The sequence below is a fragment of the Bradyrhizobium sp. STM 3843 genome (assembly GCF_000239815.1).
Classification (GTDB): domain Bacteria; phylum Pseudomonadota; class Alphaproteobacteria; order Rhizobiales; family Xanthobacteraceae; genus Bradyrhizobium.
In genome coordinates, this window is the sequence record NZ_CAFK01000190.1 from 1 (window position 1) to 14,619 (window position 14,619).

At 62.8% G+C, this 14,619-nt stretch carries 18 protein-coding genes; 7 read left to right on the forward strand and 11 right to left on the reverse strand.

From position 1 onward, the window contains the following. Positions 1-629 precede the first annotated feature (629 nt). Both BRAS3843_RS19715 and BRAS3843_RS19720 read right to left on the reverse strand, forming a co-directional pair. On the reverse strand, positions 630-887 hold the full coding sequence (locus BRAS3843_RS19715; protein WP_008970767.1) for a hypothetical protein: 258 nt from the start codon (positions 885-887) through the stop codon (positions 630-632). Between the two features lie 66 nt (positions 888-953). Next, entirely contained in the window at positions 954-1,988 is a 1,035-nt protein-coding gene (locus tag BRAS3843_RS19720) for a DUF2778 domain-containing protein (protein WP_008970768.1), read from the reverse strand. 235 nt (positions 1,989-2,223) lie between these two features. Between BRAS3843_RS19720 and BRAS3843_RS19725 the strand changes: the two genes are divergently transcribed. Further along, complete coding sequence (locus BRAS3843_RS19725) at positions 2,224-2,646, forward strand: DUF1810 domain-containing protein (RefSeq protein ID WP_008970769.1); 423 nt, start codon at positions 2,224-2,226, stop codon at positions 2,644-2,646. A 163-nt stretch (positions 2,647-2,809) separates the two neighbouring features. Then, positions 2,810-3,055, forward strand: a complete 246-nt coding sequence (locus tag BRAS3843_RS19730; protein WP_008970770.1) for a hypothetical protein — start codon at positions 2,810-2,812, stop codon at positions 3,053-3,055. Positions 3,056-3,148: 93 nt separating this feature from the next. Here the strand turns inward: BRAS3843_RS19730 and BRAS3843_RS19735 are convergent, their stop codons facing one another. The 5 genes from BRAS3843_RS19735 to BRAS3843_RS19755 all read right to left on the reverse strand — a co-directional run bounded on the left by BRAS3843_RS19735 (position 3,149) and on the right by BRAS3843_RS19755 (position 8,272). Then, positions 3,149-4,771, reverse strand: a complete 1,623-nt coding sequence (locus BRAS3843_RS19735) for an ABC-F family ATP-binding cassette domain-containing protein (RefSeq protein ID WP_008970771.1) — start codon at positions 4,769-4,771, stop codon at positions 3,149-3,151. An 84-nt stretch (positions 4,772-4,855) separates the two neighbouring features. Beyond that, positions 4,856-5,317, reverse strand: coding sequence for a hypothetical protein (locus BRAS3843_RS19740; protein ID WP_008970772.1), 462 nt, complete (start codon positions 5,315-5,317; stop codon positions 4,856-4,858). A gap of 141 nt (positions 5,318-5,458) precedes the next feature. Next, positions 5,459-6,289, reverse strand: a complete 831-nt coding sequence (locus BRAS3843_RS19745) for a tetratricopeptide repeat protein (protein WP_008970773.1) — start codon at positions 6,287-6,289, stop codon at positions 5,459-5,461. 84 nt (positions 6,290-6,373) lie between these two features. Then, the gene (locus BRAS3843_RS19750; protein ID WP_035982253.1) at positions 6,374-7,078 is read right to left on the reverse strand and encodes a hypothetical protein; all 705 of its coding nucleotides are present in this window, start codon (positions 7,076-7,078) and stop codon (positions 6,374-6,376) included. A gap of 159 nt (positions 7,079-7,237) precedes the next feature. Further along, the gene (locus BRAS3843_RS19755) at positions 7,238-8,272 is read right to left on the reverse strand and encodes a glutamine synthetase beta-grasp domain-containing protein (protein ID WP_008970775.1); all 1,035 of its coding nucleotides are present in this window, start codon (positions 8,270-8,272) and stop codon (positions 7,238-7,240) included. A 544-nt stretch (positions 8,273-8,816) separates the two neighbouring features. Between BRAS3843_RS19755 and BRAS3843_RS19760 the strand changes: the two genes are divergently transcribed. Beyond that, entirely contained in the window at positions 8,817-9,029 is a 213-nt protein-coding gene (locus BRAS3843_RS19760) for a DUF2735 domain-containing protein (RefSeq protein WP_008970776.1), read from the forward strand. A gap of 231 nt (positions 9,030-9,260) precedes the next feature. Then, positions 9,261-10,007 (forward strand): tyrosine-protein phosphatase, encoded by a 747-nt coding sequence (locus BRAS3843_RS19765; RefSeq protein ID WP_008970777.1) that lies wholly within the window; start codon positions 9,261-9,263, stop codon positions 10,005-10,007. Between the two features lie 56 nt (positions 10,008-10,063). On the opposite strand, the gene BRAS3843_RS19770 is transcribed toward BRAS3843_RS19765, so the two are convergent. Together BRAS3843_RS19770 and BRAS3843_RS19775 are read right to left on the reverse strand one after the other, a co-directional pair. After that, on the reverse strand, positions 10,064-10,285 hold the full coding sequence (locus tag BRAS3843_RS19770) for a hypothetical protein (protein WP_008970778.1): 222 nt from the start codon (positions 10,283-10,285) through the stop codon (positions 10,064-10,066). Positions 10,286-10,397: 112 nt separating this feature from the next. Further along, complete coding sequence (locus BRAS3843_RS19775; protein WP_008970779.1) at positions 10,398-11,099, reverse strand: SGNH/GDSL hydrolase family protein; 702 nt, start codon at positions 11,097-11,099, stop codon at positions 10,398-10,400. 128 nt (positions 11,100-11,227) lie between these two features. Here BRAS3843_RS19775 and BRAS3843_RS19780 point away from each other — a divergent pair, with 128 nt between their 5' ends. From BRAS3843_RS19780 to BRAS3843_RS19790, 3 genes are all read left to right on the forward strand, one after another. Continuing rightward, positions 11,228-11,908 carry an SDR family oxidoreductase gene (locus BRAS3843_RS19780; RefSeq protein ID WP_008970780.1) on the forward strand — a complete coding sequence of 227 codons (681 nt, stop codon included), beginning with the start codon at positions 11,228-11,230 and terminating at the stop codon, positions 11,906-11,908. Positions 11,909-12,192: 284 nt separating this feature from the next. After that, complete coding sequence (locus BRAS3843_RS19785; RefSeq protein WP_008970781.1) at positions 12,193-12,891, forward strand: DUF2161 family putative PD-(D/E)XK-type phosphodiesterase; 699 nt, start codon at positions 12,193-12,195, stop codon at positions 12,889-12,891. A 77-nt stretch (positions 12,892-12,968) separates the two neighbouring features. Then, positions 12,969-13,274: a hypothetical protein gene (locus BRAS3843_RS19790; RefSeq protein ID WP_008970782.1), complete on the forward strand. Its 306-nt coding sequence runs from the start codon at positions 12,969-12,971 to the stop codon at positions 13,272-13,274. A gap of 126 nt (positions 13,275-13,400) precedes the next feature. Here the strand turns inward: BRAS3843_RS19790 and BRAS3843_RS19795 are convergent, their stop codons facing one another. Together BRAS3843_RS19795 and BRAS3843_RS19800 are read right to left on the reverse strand one after the other, a co-directional pair. Further along, complete coding sequence (locus BRAS3843_RS19795) at positions 13,401-14,024, reverse strand: GNAT family N-acetyltransferase (RefSeq protein WP_008970783.1); 624 nt, start codon at positions 14,022-14,024, stop codon at positions 13,401-13,403. A gap of 155 nt (positions 14,025-14,179) precedes the next feature. After that, a complete protein-coding gene (locus BRAS3843_RS19800; protein WP_008970784.1) occupies positions 14,180-14,578 on the reverse strand; it encodes a PaaI family thioesterase in 399 nt (132 codons plus the stop codon). Between the last annotated feature and the right edge of the window lie 41 nt (positions 14,579-14,619).

Sequence of the window (14,619 nt, forward strand, 5' to 3'; positions counted from 1 at the left end):
CGGAAATCGTGGTTGTCTATCGAGATCCCGCCTCATGCAGAGGGACGTACGCGTCGTCACGATACGTGGAGGTGGGCTGCGATGGACGTGAGGGAGCCAGTGGACGACTGGCGCTTGCACGGACGGTCAAGTCGTATGGTCCTGGCATCCCGACGCTGATGTCGCGCTGATGCGATAAGCATCATGCGCAATACGGTGACCAGAAAGCCCGGCGCACCGGGGAGAGTACGAAGCAGCCGTTAAAACCATTCGCGCAGGGAGGGCCGGGTTGAATCGGCCGAACCTGTGGTGACTGCCGCCTGCTTATTTTTCTGCAGGCGGGCCATGGGTGAGGTCTTCACCCGGCCTTCCCTGCGCCCTCGCTCTTAGAGGGTCCCGATCATGAGTCACTCGGACGCGTCAGCGTCGCGAGAACGCGAGACTGTGTTTGTATGCGAAACAAGCAGCGCCACCGTCGGCTCTCATGTGCCGCGCACGCGGAGCATCCAGTACGCCGCGACTCCTCGGTGGATCACTGGTGCGCTGGACTACGGGATCATCCGGTCAAGCCGGGCGACGGCGGGAGCAAGAAGCGCCGGCAGGTCAAACGAGACACTGCGTCTCAGGCACGTCCTGACCCAAATCCCCCGTCACAGGAGCTTGGCCTGGACAAACAGCGTGCGCACCGCGTTGGTAGCCTGCACGGTCATGATCGCGTTATCGGCCGCCGCCTGCAGCGCGGTCATGGCCTGGTCATGCAAGGACTTGAACTCCATCCACTCGACCGCGCTGACGCTCGTGAGGAACTGATGAGCCTGCCCCACCGTCGAGATCGCGGTCGATCTTCCATTGACCTTGATGTTGAAGGTGGTGCGCAACCGCGTTTCCGAGCTTGCCGGATCGTTCATCGGCATGCTCCAGGATGGGCGCCGGAAACGAGCGCCGCGGTCGCGCAGAGGCGCAGCAAAGCGTTGCTACTCCGACTTCAAGGCGGTCTTGGTGAGGGTGGCGCCGTCGAGCCTGGTCACGACTATGAGACGGCTGAACTCACCGTCATCATAGGCCTTCAGGAAGCGCTCATAGTTCCTGATCGACACACAGCCGTTGGAGTCGCCGTCGGGACCGAGCATGTAACTGTGGGTGAGCAGGCCGACGCGCCCGAGTGTCGAGCCCTCGACTGCCGTCATGCGCAAGGCGCGGACGCCGTGAAACAGCTTTTCGCGCGGCTTGAGGTCGTAAGTCGCCGGCGGGGTGGCGCCCACCATGCGCTGGTTGACGTGATCAGGGTCGTCGCGCAGACCGCCCATACCGGAATGCGCCTCGAGGCCGATGCCCGAGGGCAGATAGACCATCTTTGCCGTGATGTCGTAGACCGCGGTCTGCCGGTCATAGCCGAGGGCTGCGAGGTCAACACCGGCGCGAATACCGCTGTCCGGCGTCAGCGAGGCGAGCTTGGACGGGCTCGGCAGGAGGTCGGACAGCTTCTGCAGGAAGGAGCGGTCGTCCACGCGCCCGCCGACGTCGCCAGGATTGGCCGACGCCAGCAGCGTCGGCAGGTTGGCAGCGGCCGGTCGCGGCCGTGGCAGCGGCACGCCGGGCGCCGGCATCGCGACCGTGGTCCCTTCGGTCAGGGTCGGCCGCCAGTCGTTGCTAGCGGCATCGCCCGACATGGGATCGCGCGATCCCATTCCTTTCACCAGCGCGGCGCGCGCATCGAGCAGCTGGGTATCGATGCCGCGCGAGGCGAAACGGTCGAGCGCCCGGATGGCGTCTTTTTCCGAATAGGCGGTGGCGGACGCAGCCGCGGGCGCGAAACGCGATTCGAACGAGATCGGAGCGGCAGTCGGGATTGCAGCCGCCGCAAGCGGCGCCTGGTCGGCATCGGCGCCGATCCAGGCGGCGGCCCCTGCGGAGATGGCGAGCGCAGCCAGCAACAGCGCGACCACTTCGGAACGCCCGAACCGATCACGCGTCAGCAGCACGTCTACACCTGCTTCGTCGGAAGCCATCGCGACCCCAGTGTACTCCCATCGGTCCACCCTACCAGGCAACCGACCCCATGGGAGATTCGACCCGTTTTGACATAGGAAGGACAAGAGTGCGGCATAATCTAGACCAAGACCACCCCAAACCACGGAAACTTGCCGAAGTGATGGACAGGGGTCAGCGGCCGATCAGCTCCGTCTTCACCGCGATCACCCTGGAAACTCCTTTTAACCCAAAGGCTTGGAGCCGGACCTGAGCATGCTCGCATTTGACCTGGACCGCTTTGTGGCGGCACAAGACCCGCTTTATTCACAAGTGGTCGCAGAGCTTGCCGCCGGCCACAAGCAAAGCCACTGGATGTGGTTCATCTTCCCGCAGCTGGCAGGTCTCGGCTTCTCCGCCATGGCCCAGCGCTATGCGATCGGCTCGCGTGCGGAAGCCGAGGCCTATCTCGCCCACCCCGTTCTCGGACCGCGTCTGGTCGAGTGCACCCGACTCGTCGTCGAGGTGAGCGGCAAGAGCATTCACACTATTCTGGGCTCTCCGGACGACATGAAATTCCGCTCGTCGATGACGCTGTTCGATGCGGTCTCGGATCAACCGCTCTTCGCGCAAGCGCTCGACAAATACTATGAGGGCGAGAAAGATCAGGCGACGCTGGACATTCTCGGCCGGATATAGCGCTGGTCCTGCGCTTCAGCTTTGCGACGCAGCGACGAACGCGCAGAGGACCGTGATGGAGCAACGACACGATATTTCGGGTGACAGAAGCACAACTGAGCTTGATCGCGCCAAGATTTGGGGGTCCGATCCACGCGTTATTAGTCCCAAGGGAGACATGCCCATGAGAAAACTGTTTCTGGTTGCTGCGCTTGCCACCTTCGCGGCCGGGTCCGCTTTCGCTCAGGATACCTGCGAGACCAAGGCGGTCGGCAAGGATGGCAAGCCACTCGCCGGTGCTGCCAAGACCTCTTTCATGAAGAAGTGCATGGCCGACGCGTGCGAAACCAAGGCGGTCGGCTCCGACGGCAAGAAGCTCGCCGGCGCCGCCAAGACCTCCTTCATGAAGAAGTGCGAAGCCGGCGGCTAAGGTCGCCTATGACACAAAGATGGTCCCTACCAATCGCGGCGGGGACCATCGAAACGGGTTGAATGGAGAGGGAAAGAGAAAGAGGCGCGCTGGTCAGCTGCGCAAGCCGGGGGCCTCGTGTCCGCTGCGCGTGACATATTCGGTGTAGCCGCCGCCATATTGGTGGATGCCGTCCGGCGTCAGCTCGAGCACGCGGTTCGACAGCGCCGCGAGAAAATGCCGGTCGTGCGAGACGAACAGCATCGTGCCTTCGAAATCCCCAAGAGCCGTGATCAGCATCTCCTTGGTCGCCATGTCCAAATGGTTGGTCGGCTCGTCCAGGACCAGGAAGTTCGGCGGGTCGTAGAGCATCTTGGCCATCACCAGCCGCGCCTTCTCGCCGCCCGACAGCACCCGGCATTTCTTCTCGACATCGTCGCCGGAGAAGCCGAAGCAGCCGGCCAGCGCGCGCAGCGAGCCCTGCCCGGCTTGCGGGAAGGAATCTTCCAACGACTGGAACACCGTGCGGTCGCCATCGAGCAGGTCCATCGCATGCTGGGCGAAATAGCCCATCTTGACGCTGCCGCCGACCGTCACCGCGCCATTGTCCGGCTCGGCCGCGCCAGCGACGAGCTTCAGCAGCGTCGACTTGCCGGCGCCGTTGATGCCCATGACGCACCAGCGCTCCCTGCGGCGGATCATGAAGTCAAGGCCGTCATAGATCCGGCGGCTGCCATAGCTCTTGTGGACGTTCTTGAGCGCGACGACGTCCTCGCCAGAACGCGGCGCCGGCTGGAATTCGAACGCCACCGTCTGGCGGCGCTTTGGCGGCTCGACCCGCTCGATCTTGTCGAGTTTCTTGACCCGGCTCTGCACCTGGGCGGCATGCGACGCCCGCGCCTTGAAGCGCTCGATGAACTTGATCTCCTTGGCGAGCATGGCCTGCTGACGCTCATACTGCGCCTGCTGCTGCTTCTCGTTCAGCGCCCGCTGCTGCTCATAGAATTCATAATTTCCGGAATAGGTCGTGAGCTGGCCGGCGTCGATCTCGACCACCTTTCCGATGATGCGGTTGATGAACTCGCGATCATGCGAGGTCATCAAGAGCGCGCCCTCGTAGCCTTTGAGGAATTGCTCCAGCCAGATCAGGCTCTCCAGATCGAGATGGTTGCTCGGCTCGTCCAACAGCATCACGTCTGGACGCATCAAGAGGATGCGCGCCAGCGCCACCCGCATCTTCCAGCCGCCGGACAAGGCGCCGACATCCTTGTCCATCATCTCCTCGGAAAAACCGAGGCCGGCCAGCGCCTCCCGCGCGCGGCTCTCCAGCGCATAGCCGTCGAGCTCCTCGAACCGCGCCAGCACCTCGCCATAGCGGGCGATGATCTCGTCCATCTGGTCTGCCTGGTCGGGATCGGCCATCGCCGCCTCGAGCTGCTTCAGCTCGCTCGCAACCGCCGACACGGGACCCGCGCCGTCCATCACTTCGGCCACAGCACTGCGGCCGGACATCTCACCGACGTCCTGGCTGAAATAACCGATGGAGATGCCGCGATCGACCGCGACCTGGCCCTCGTCGGGCTGCTCCTGGCCCGCGATCATGCGGAACAGGGTGGTCTTGCCGGCGCCGTTCGGGCCGACAAGGCCGATTTTTTCGCCCCTTTGCAGGGCGGCGGAGGCTTCGATGAAGAGGATCTGGTGGCCGACTTGCTTGCTGACGTTATCGAGGCGGATCATAAGGGCTCAAAGCGTGGACGCGTTGGCGCCGCTCTTAATCCATGCCGCCCACGGTTGGAAGGCGCTTTCTCTGCGCCTCCGCCCTTACCGCTTGCCGGACTGCCGGAAAACCTGATTGGAAAACGGGTTTTCCGTGGGAACGCGGATCATGACAAAGCTGCGCTCCATGGAGCCGTGGCAGGCGTTGCAGCCATCGGTGAGATCGCCGACCGCCTTGGCAAAGCGCTTGTTATCCTTCGCATCGATCGAATCGGAAATCGCCTGAATAGGCGTCATCATGGTCGTGACGTTACTGACGGGGATTCCGGTATAGAGCACGGCCGCTTCCGCAAGCGCCGTCTTGAGCTGGCTCAGCTCGTACGCGGCGAGCGGCCAGTTCTGCGCCTGGCCCGCAAACCACAGCTTGGCATGGCGAACCTGAATGCGAGTCATCATGTCGCTCAGCCGCGGCGCGTTGGCGGGCGTGTCGAGCCCGGATTGCCCGAGAGCCAACGGGACCACACCGCAGGCAACCACCAGGCCACCAACCCATCCACGCCATTTCATCCGACTTCCCCATTTCTTGCACGCCGCGCAGCATCGCGGGTGCGACCATGCCACAGAAGAGCATCTAGCGCACAGCCAAGGGCGCCCTTTGCGCTTGATCAAAGTCGCACAAAGGCTGCGCTCACGACCATGAGAGCCCCTCTAGAAGCACAGATTGCTGACGAGATTGCCCCGCTTGTCCTTCAGAACGTACGGGCATTCCAGCCGCTTGAGCGCCTTCTTGGCATCCTCGTCGCCAAGATCAGCCGCGCGCTGGTAGTAGGTCTTGGCGAGATCACGGTCCTTCGCGCCGCCGCGTCCCTCCTCCGCGAAGGCCCCCATCCGCTCCAGCGCGCCAGGATGATTTTGTGCCGCCGCCTTCTCGAACATCGCTCGCGCGGCCGCCTCATCCTGCGGACCGCCCTTGCCGTCCGCCAGCATCAAACCGAGCTGATACTGTGCTTCGGCATTGGTCTCGGCGGCCTTCGCAAGCAGATCGCGCGCATGGGCCGGATCGGCCGCGGACGTGCTGGCGCCGCCGAGCGCCGCGAGGTTGCTGACCCCGCGCGGGTTGCCAGCCTCCGCCGCGCGTTCGAACAACTTGCGCGCCTGCGCCTCGTCCCTGGCTACGCCTGCGCCCGTCGCGTAGAGCACGCCGAGCTCCACCATCGCGGAGGTCGCGCCTTTATCGGCGGCCTTGCGCCATGCCACGATCGCTTCCCTCATCTGCTTGCCGGCCGCGTAGGCGCGGCCAAGCTCGAACAGCGCGCGCCGCGAACCGTTCGAGGCCTGTTTGCAGAACCTGATCGCGGTCGGAACATCCGCGGGTGCGATCTCGGTCACGCCTTTGACGTCGGCCGGTTTGTCGGGATCGGATGGATCGGCTGCGATGCGATCGCACAGCACGAGATCGGCCGATTGCGCATGCACGCCGGATGGCGTGGACGTGAACGCCAGAACCGCAAAGCCGAGGACAGGAAAGAGCTTTCTCATGGCGCGAAGGTGCGGCGGCACGCCGGCAAATTCAAGCGCGATCGTAGCACTCTCGACGCGCAGGTGCGGGGACGGCTTCCAGCCTCACGCCCGCTGCAGCAGCCTCAGTGCGGCCCTCAGACGCAAGCTCCGTTTGCCGGCCAGTGCCGTCGCCTCCAGCTGCGCTCCCGCCTCATCGCAGGTCCCGGAAAAGCCGATCCCGACCTCATGGCCTCCGAAGATCAGGTCAACACCGCGGGCCGGCGAATGCTCCTGGTTGAGGATCTGCCCCTTCCAACGGCCGTGTCCGGACGTATAGCTGCCGAGGTAATAGAAGTAATTGTCGCCACCCAGAATACGCCCGTCGAGCAGCAGCATGACTCCCGACAGACCGCCATCGACCCCGTCGAGCAGCCGAATGTGAATGGAATAGAGGCCGTTGACGATGCCCGCCTCGCTCGGCATGGCGTCGGTCGCAAATGGCTGGTCCTCGACCGGGGTCAAGGTCGATTTAAACGGCACGCCCGGCAGCTCATCGAGTTCGCCGGCGAAACGGTAAAGGCTGCCGTCCGGCCAGCCGCGGGCTCGCAATGTTGCCTCGTCGGTGCCCGCCATCGCTGGAAAGGTCGGGTCGGGATTATGCCGGCTCGTCCTGATGACGATCGCCACCTCGTCGTGGCTCTCTTCAAAAAGGCCGATATGGGCGAAGGCCGAACTGCCGCCGAGCATCTTGCCGTCCCGCGCATACATCACGCCGCGGCCGGGTGTCGGCCCGAGCTGGAACCTGCTCGTATAGAATCCCCTCAACACAGCCGTGTCCCCTTGCCGGCTGGACATCGCATTCTCCTGGTTAGCACGGTCGGCAAAGCGAGGGAAAGCGCCTCCAAAGCGAATGATCCGCCAGAGCGTTCGAGCTCTGACGGATCATCGCGGAGAACCCCCTGCCCCGGGGGTCGTGACGTTACGACCTTACGCCGCCGCTTTGGCGCCGGTCGGAACCGTGGAGATCGTCTTCAGGACCTGGGACGCGATCTGGTAGGGGTCGCCCTGCGAATTCGGGCGGCGGTCTTCCAGATAACCCTTGTAGCCATTGTTGACGAAGGAGTGCGGCACGCGGATCGAGGCGCCGCGGTCAGCAACACCCCAGCTGAAAGTGTCGATCGAGGCGGTCTCATGCTTGCCGGTCAGGCGCATGTGGTTGTCCGGACCGTACACCGCGATGTGGTCGGCACGGGCCTCCTTGAACGCATCCATCAGCTTCTCGAAGTACTCCTTGCCGCCGACTTCGCGCATGTGCTTGGTCGAGAAGTTGCAGTGCATGCCCGAGCCGTTCCAGTCGGTGTCGCCGAGCGGCTTGCAGTGGAACTCGATATCCACGCCGTACTTCTCAGCCAGGCGCAGCATCAGATAGCGGGCGATCCACATCTGGTCCGCCGCGGTACGCGAGCCCTTGCCGAAGATCTGGAATTCCCACTGGCCCTTCGCCACTTCGGCATTGATGCCTTCGTGGTTGATTCCGGCCGCGAGGCAGAGGTCGAGATGCTCTTCGACCATCTTGCGGGCGATGTCGCCGACGAATTTGTAGCCGACGCCGGTGTAGTACGGACCCTGCGGAGCCGGATAGCCATACTCCGGGAAGCCGAGCGGACGGCCGTCCTTATAGAAGAAGTACTCCTGCTCGAAGCCGAACCACGCGTCGGGATCGTCGAGGATAGTCGCGCGCGAGTTCGACGGATGCGGGGTCTTGCCGTCCGGCATCATCACTTCGCACATCACCAGCACGCCGTTGGTGCGGGCAGCGTCCGGGAAAACCGCAACCGGCTTCAGCACGCAGTCGGAGCTATGGCCTTCGGCCTGCATCGTCGACGAGCCGTCAAAGCCCCAAAGAGGCAGCTGTTCCAGGGTCGGAAAGGAGGAAAATTCCTTGATCTGAGTCTTGCCGCGCAAATTGGGCACCGGCTTGTATCCGTCGAGCCAGATGTACTCGAGCTTGTATTTCGTCATTGAGCCTCTCTGTCTAATCGAAAGGTGGGAGCGCAAAAATCGAGCGCACCCCGCTTACCCGGCCACGATCGGCCAGCGCACTCTTAAGCATGGAGCGTGCCAACCCCGCGACGTCGCGCCGCAGGCAAACGGGGGCGATTGCCCTGCCTCGCGCTGTGGATACCGCAAGGAAAGCGTGCGGCAAACCAGCGCACATAGGCAGGCGACGCACGCTGCGCCGCGAAGGTTTTGTGACCGAATCCCGCTTGATTCTGTGGCATTTTCCGCACCGCCACACAGGCCGAGATCAGCGCGGCGGCAGCTTTCCGAAATAATCGGAAAGAGGAGATCGCCCGCCAGCAACCTTCAGTCCGGCTCAAGCGTTAATCAGCTGCCTGCTGCCTCATGGAAGGCAAAGCCAAAATTGCCTCCAAATTGCGCACAGACTGATCTTCTTTTCATCAGATTGCATTTCGCGAGGCATCGCCGATATCGAGCTTGGTAACCACAAGAGAACGAGTCGGGCGCACCATGAGGTTGTGTTCCGATGGAAAGGAGATCGAGAATGAACACAGACTCCCCGATCGAGGGATCCGCCAGGATCTATCAATTCCCGCGAGGTGGCCGTGCGGCCCTCGGCGGCCAGCGCTACGGCGAAACGCAATCGTCTGCGCCGGTCAGCCAGGCGGTGCAGCCGTCGATCTGTAGCGGCAGCTGGTATCATGACGAGGCGATCCAGGAAGCCAAGTCCAAATCACAGCCCAGCTGGGACCACTAATGCCATCAAGTCATGGGAAAGCGAGCAGTCGTTGCCGCAGGTGCTGAAGGGTCGGAACGAGATCGTTCCGGCCCTTTTTGTTTGAGGAAGATACTGTGTATCCGCTCGCAGGCGGTCTTGGAGAATGCGAGCATCACGTCTCACCTTGGATTATCGACGATACCGGGACCGCAGGACGAGATCGCGCGCAGCAACGTTTCACACGGACTGGCGATGGCGTAGATTGCGGCCATGGCAAATATCCCGGCCCGCCATTTCAATCTCCAGGGCGCGAGTAATTTTCGCGATCTCGGCGGCTATCCAACCGGGCACGGGCGCCGCGTGCGCTGGCGGCATCTCTTCCGCTCCAATCATCTCGGGCAGCTGACGAATGCCGACATCGCGATCGTTCGCGCGCTTGGCCTGCGCGCGGCATTTGACTTCCGTGGACGCGAGGAGCGCATCGCGGCCCCATGTGGCATCGCTGAAATCTCAGTCCACTCGCTGCCGATCGAACCCACCGTGGTGGCGGCGCTCCGGACCGAGCTCGCTGCGGGACGGCTGAGCGCCGAGGCCGCCCTCGAGATCATGCGGGAATCCTATCGCAACTACGTGCGCCATAACACGCAGAGCTTCCGGACGTTGTTTGCGCACCTTCTAGACGATCACGCACCGATGGTGATCCACTGCACTGCCGGCAAGGACCGCACCGGTCTTGCCTGCGCCCTGGTGCTGCATGCGCTTGGCGTGGCTGATAACGTGATCCTGGACGATTATCTGCTCACCAACCGGTATTACCGGCGCGATCCGACGGCCGGCACCGACCTGCCGGACGATGTGCGGCAGGCCATCGGCACCGTTGACGCGTCATTCCTGGCCGCGGCATTCGATGCGATCCAGGCAGACTATGGCGGTCTTGATGCCTATCTTCGGGAAGGCATCGGCCTTGGTGCAGCGGAGCGCAACGCGCTCGAAGGGCGATACCTGGAATCCGCCTAGGGATCGCCTGCGGCACGGTTTACCCGCTAGAAGCTGCGCGTTGGCTTGTCTTCAGATCAGGCGGCTTCGTCCGATTCCACCGATTCCGCAGCCTCCATCGCATCCAGATCGGCAATCACTTCCTCGAACGCCGAAATGGCCTGCTGAACGGCCGCGATCTGCATCAATTCCCAGCCGCTGACCGGACCGGTGCGATTTTGCAGGGCGACCACGAGATCGCGCCGCTGCTCCTTGAGTTGCACCAGCGGCAAACCATGGTCCGGCAGATGTCTCATCATTATAAGGCTCCAACACCCCTCGACTGCAGGGACCAACCGTAATCTGGGCTCCGTCGCGATCCGATTACAAATGTCCGGTCAATTTTAACGATCGGGCGCTTAAACTTTCTGGCTACGCGACCGCGCCAGGGACGCCGCTGACCGCTGCGCCAATAGCCGCATCGAGCGCCGCCGTGACGCACGCAGTCGAATACTCTGTTTGGTGCAGACCATCCCCGGCGATGAGCTTCCCGGGGTCAATGCCATCCTTGACCCACTGCTCCATCAGCCTGAAGCGCGGAAACAGATTGGCCTTGGCCGCAACTGCGGCTTCGGCAATCAACGACACCATGAGGCGCGTGTCAGCCTCTTTGTCCTTCAGCAGCTCCGGTGCGTATTGGAGATCCATCAGGATCACATCGGCCTCGATCTCGAGGCTGGCCAGCCAGCTCAATCCGGTGGCGATGGTCGCGGCCACTCTATGCGGATCGTAGAGAGACCGGTGATAGATCGCGTTGGTGCCGACCTGCCAGATCACCAGCGCCGGCCCCTCCTCGATCACGTCAGCCTCGAAGCGCGCGGCTTCCTCCGGTGCTTCCTGCCCGCCGATCCCGCGGTTGACGACGTCGATCATGCGATCCGGAAAGCGCTTGCGCAGCGCAAGTTCGAGGCGTGCCGGATACGGGATCACATCGCCTTCGCCCGCCGTCGTCGACGATCCGATCGCAACGATCCGCGTTTTTCGCCACCGCTTGAGGCTTTCGGAGAGATGCTTGAGAGGATAGTTGAACTTAACCAGTTCAAGGTGCGGATTGCAGTTTGGCGTATCCGTCATCTGCGTTCCCCCTAGCCATCTTTGGTTGCATGTTCGTGCCGCGAAGTGGCGGCCATTGCAAGTCCCGTCGGGCTTGGCGATATTAGGCCCTTGGCGCCGATGGGCATGTGAATTGGGATTAAGGTGCGATGAACGGTACGGTGGTCGTCATCACGGGAGCGCTCGGCGCGCTGGGCAGGAGCGTTGCGGAACTCGCCCTCGCCCGCGGCGCCCGCGTCGCAGGCATCGATCACGCCCAGGCCGAAATTCCTGCGAGCGACGACCGGATTGAACTGGGCGGCGTCGACCTGTCCGATGCGGCGCAGGCCAAGACGGCGATTGACGCTGTTGCCGCCCATTTCGGATCGCTCGACGCATTGATCAATATCGCAGGCGCCTTCACCTTCGAGCCGGTCGCCGATGGCGACGATACCGCGTGGCAGAAAATGCACGCGCTCAATGTGTTGACGGCAATTCATGCATCGCGTGCCGCGATCCCTCATCTTGCCCGGTCGAAGACGGGCCGAATCGTCAATATCGGCGCCATCGGCGCGCTGCAGGCAGGCGCCGGTATGGGCCCCTATGCCGCTTCCAAGTCCGGCGTGCATCGACTGACAGAGGCGCTCGCGGCTGAGTGGAAAGGCAAGATCACGGTCAACGCCGTGCTCCCCTCGACGATCGATACGCCTGCCAACCGCGAAGCCATGCCAAAAGCCGAATTTGAAAAATGGGTGACGCCGCAGGAGGTCGCCGAAGTCATCCTGTTCCTGGCGAGCGACGCTGCAAGCGGCGTCACCGGCGCGTTGATTCCAGTCGCGGGGCGCGTCTAGCGCGGCGGACTTGAAGTTCTGATCACTTTCATCCGCGCGTCCGTCATCAGCGCTCAATCCAAGGCGCACGAGGAGCAACAATCTGCTCGTGCTCTCCTACCCTTCCGAAGTTCGCTTCATTTCGCGGCAGCCTCGCAAAGCGGAACTCGGCTTCGAACGGCACGCCGTCTGCGAGCCCAGATATTCGTTGGCGGCACCAAGACTTTGGCTGCACTTTTGGGCTGCCCTGGGTGGATACATGCGGCTAGAGTCGCGCGACCTGAGTCGCTTGCCCGGGACCGGCCTTGGAAACCGCGCTCTACATGCCAGTGAAACGCTTCCTCGAGACGCTCGGCTTCTCGGTCAAGGGCGAGATCGGCGGCTGCGACGTGGTCGCACTGAAGGGCAATGATCCTCCGATCGTGATCATCTGCGAGCTGAAACAGGCCTTCAATCTCGAACTCTTGCTGCAAGCCGTCGACCGTGCGGGCGCCAGCGACGAGACGTGGATTGCAGCCAATCTGTCCGCCCGCGGCAAGGGCCGTGAAGGCGATGCCCGCTACCGCAACCTCTGTCGACGGCTCGGTTTCGGCATGCTCGGTGTGACGACTGGCGGCGATGTCGAGGTGCTCGTCGCTCCGGCCACCACTGCCCCGCGTCGCAATCCAAAGAAGCGCTCGCGACTTGTCTCGGAGCATCAGCGCCGCAAGGGCGATCCGGCGCTCGGCGGCTCGACGCGGGCCCCGATCATGACGGCCTATCGTCAGCAGGCGCTTGCCTGTGCCTCGGCCCTGGCGACGGGCCCGAAGCGGGTGCGCGATCTCCGCCCAGAGATTCCGGACGCAGCCAAAATCTTGTTGCGGAATGTCTACGGCTGGTTCGATCGCACCGAGCGCGGTGTTTACGCACTGACGGAATCTGGCCGCGCCGCCTTGCGGCGATGGCCGCAGCACACCCACATGCAGGACGCCGAGGTGCAAGGTCGCAACATGGTGAATGCATAACAGGCCTGTCGCACCGATTTCATATTGCAATGCAACATTCAGCCTTCTAGGTATCCCGGATCATTCATGAGGCCCCAATGAGCGAAGACTGGAATACCAAGTATGGCCCCCGGCGCGTCCGGCGTGATCCGCCGACCCTCGAGGAGGCGATTTTCGCTGCGGCGGGCATCACTGACGATGTGCAGGCCCAGGCCGAGATCGCGTCGGCGCTGATGGGTCTTCCGCTCGAGCAAGTTCTGCCGGAAGTGAAGAAGGCAAGCCGCGTCGCGGCCCGCACCGCGACCCGCGTCATCACCGCAGATCAAGGTACGCAGCAGCGCGCCGTGGTGGTCGAACGCCGCACCGTCAGGCGCTTCAACATCGACAAGCGCACCGGAACCTGAAGCCCGTCGGCGCTCGTGCCGTGCGCAAATCATAGGCTTCGTTTCAGGTAGAAAGACCTTCCTCGACAAAAACGCGAAGGCGATGATCGCCCTCGCGTTTTGTATGCGCGACATTTGCCGTGTGGATCAGGCGGCGCGCTTGGTCGCGTACATGCGGCTCACCAGCTTCCAGCAAGCGCGGTTCAGGTTGAAGATCGCGCGCGCCGCGGCGATCGGGGTGTCGATCACGATCTTGGCCAACTCGTCCTGCGGCTGCTGCATGAGATCGATCGTGCCGGTTGATTCGCCGTGGCTGAAGACCAGATGCGCTCCGAATTTCGCAGCAAGGGCACGCATCGCGTGGTTCTGCGCACCGGTCGTGACCCGCAGCTTGCGGTAGCCCTTCCAACGCGCTTCCGAAATCACCCTCTCAAACAACAGGCTGCCGACGCCGCGCCGACGCACGCACGTCTCGACGCTGAACGCAACCTCCGGCAAGCCGTCATCGGACTGTTCCGGCGGATGCAGTTCGGCCGCACCGCGTACGATCCCGTTTTCCATGTACGCAACGATCACAGTGCCGTCGGCAGCGCATTTGGCGGCATAACGTTCGATGAAACCGTCATCCAGGAAACCGTTGAATCGATCGTGACGGCTTTCCGAATCAAGTCGCAACAGATGGTCGCGCAACAGCGGCAGTTCTTCGTGCTGGCTGAGCGTCCGCACATAGCCGAACCCCGGCCGCGGACGGAAAACATCTACCTGTGGCACAGCAAAATCTCCTCTTGGCAGCAGCCCTCGAGGAGGCGTCGATCCCTAGACAGACGCTATATTGTGCATCGCAACATTAAATTCAAGCCCGCGGCTCTCCTGAGAAAACATGAAGCCCATGCGACAAATGCTTGGTTAAAGAATGATTTCAGCGCTCAGAGCACAAGCTGGGTCTGCGTGACGACCGCAACCAGCTTGCCGTCGTCAGTTTCGACCCGGGTCTGCCATACCTGCGTGCGGCGGCCGCGATGAATCGGGGTCGCGGTCGCGACGACGGTGCTTCCCTCCTTTGCACCACCGATGAAATTGGTCTTGCTCTCGACGGTGGTCGTGCCCTTTGCGTCCTCGGGCAGATTGATCACGGTTGCTGCGGCGCCCACCGAATCGGCGAGCGCCATGATCGCGCCGCCGTGCAGCGTGTGGTTCAGGGTGCAAAGGTCCGGACGCACGGTCATGCTGGCGACCACGCGGTCGAGCGTGGCTTCCGTGAAAGTCACCCCCTTCAGCTCGGCAAACGGCATTTTGAGCGCATTGATCTTATCAAGCGGCGTCATACCGTCCCCTCCTTCGGTTGTTGCCAAGGATGTTCGGGAGA

What these genes read in the sequence shown, in the direction of transcription:
- BRAS3843_RS19790 (WP_008970782.1), top strand. Translation starts at nt 12,969, where the DNA reads ATGAGCGAAGACTGGAATACCAAGTATGGCCCCCGGCGCGTCCGGCGT.
- BRAS3843_RS19780 (WP_008970780.1), top strand. Translation starts at nt 11,228, where the DNA reads ATGAACGGTACGGTGGTCGTCATCACGGGAGCGCTCGGCGCGCTGGGC.
- BRAS3843_RS19725 (WP_008970769.1), top strand. Translation starts at nt 2,224, where the DNA reads ATGCTCGCATTTGACCTGGACCGCTTTGTGGCGGCACAAGACCCGCTT.
- BRAS3843_RS19740 (WP_008970772.1), bottom strand. Translation starts at nt 5,317, where the DNA reads ATGAAATGGCGTGGATGGGTTGGTGGCCTGGTGGTTGCCTGCGGTGTG.
- BRAS3843_RS19760 (WP_008970776.1), top strand. Translation starts at nt 8,817, where the DNA reads ATGAACACAGACTCCCCGATCGAGGGATCCGCCAGGATCTATCAATTC.
- BRAS3843_RS19745 (WP_008970773.1), bottom strand. Translation starts at nt 6,289, where the DNA reads ATGAGAAAGCTCTTTCCTGTCCTCGGCTTTGCGGTTCTGGCGTTCACG.
- BRAS3843_RS19765 (WP_008970777.1), top strand. Translation starts at nt 9,261, where the DNA reads ATGGCAAATATCCCGGCCCGCCATTTCAATCTCCAGGGCGCGAGTAAT.
- BRAS3843_RS19775 (WP_008970779.1), bottom strand. Translation starts at nt 11,099, where the DNA reads ATGACGGATACGCCAAACTGCAATCCGCACCTTGAACTGGTTAAGTTC.
- BRAS3843_RS19755 (WP_008970775.1), bottom strand. Translation starts at nt 8,272, where the DNA reads ATGACGAAATACAAGCTCGAGTACATCTGGCTCGACGGATACAAGCCG.
- BRAS3843_RS19715 (WP_008970767.1), bottom strand. Translation starts at nt 887, where the DNA reads ATGAACGATCCGGCAAGCTCGGAAACGCGGTTGCGCACCACCTTCAAC.
- BRAS3843_RS19770 (WP_008970778.1), bottom strand. Translation starts at nt 10,285, where the DNA reads ATGATGAGACATCTGCCGGACCATGGTTTGCCGCTGGTGCAACTCAAG.
- BRAS3843_RS19800 (WP_008970784.1), bottom strand. Translation starts at nt 14,578, where the DNA reads ATGACGCCGCTTGATAAGATCAATGCGCTCAAAATGCCGTTTGCCGAG.
- BRAS3843_RS19720 (WP_008970768.1), bottom strand. Translation starts at nt 1,988, where the DNA reads ATGGCTTCCGACGAAGCAGGTGTAGACGTGCTGCTGACGCGTGATCGG.
- BRAS3843_RS19735 (WP_008970771.1), bottom strand. Translation starts at nt 4,771, where the DNA reads ATGATCCGCCTCGATAACGTCAGCAAGCAAGTCGGCCACCAGATCCTC.
- BRAS3843_RS19730 (WP_008970770.1), top strand. Translation starts at nt 2,810, where the DNA reads ATGAGAAAACTGTTTCTGGTTGCTGCGCTTGCCACCTTCGCGGCCGGG.